This is a genomic window from Bradyrhizobium cosmicum, assembly GCF_032290525.1.
Lineage (GTDB): Bacteria > Pseudomonadota > Alphaproteobacteria > Rhizobiales > Xanthobacteraceae > Bradyrhizobium > Bradyrhizobium cosmicum_A.
Window position 1 is genome coordinate 1 of the sequence record NZ_JASXTA010000227.1, and the last position, 273, is coordinate 273.

Here is a 273-nt window from a genome sequence, read left to right on the forward strand (position 1 = left end):
GTGTTTAGCCGCACCACGTGGGTGGCTATCGCCAACAACGTGTTCTCGTTGTTCATTTTCCCGGTTGACGGTTTCGGTTGGGCCGGTGTCGTGGTCCTGTTGGTGCTGTCGGACGCGCTGTCGCGACGTAAAAGGTTCGCCTGGTGGGTGAGCCTCGTCGTGTTTGGGTTGATGTGGCTGGTGGCGGCCGCGTTCTTTATCATCGTGGTCACCGAGGTTTTCATAGGTTGGCCGACAGACACCCTTAACGACGTTGATCTGGCGGGGTATCTG

At 57.9% G+C, this 273-nt stretch carries 1 protein-coding gene; it reads left to right on the top strand.

The annotated features are described in order from the left end of the window. On the top strand, positions 1-273 hold a 273-nt coding region (locus QSV46_RS39775; protein ID WP_314964101.1), incomplete at both ends, for a hypothetical protein.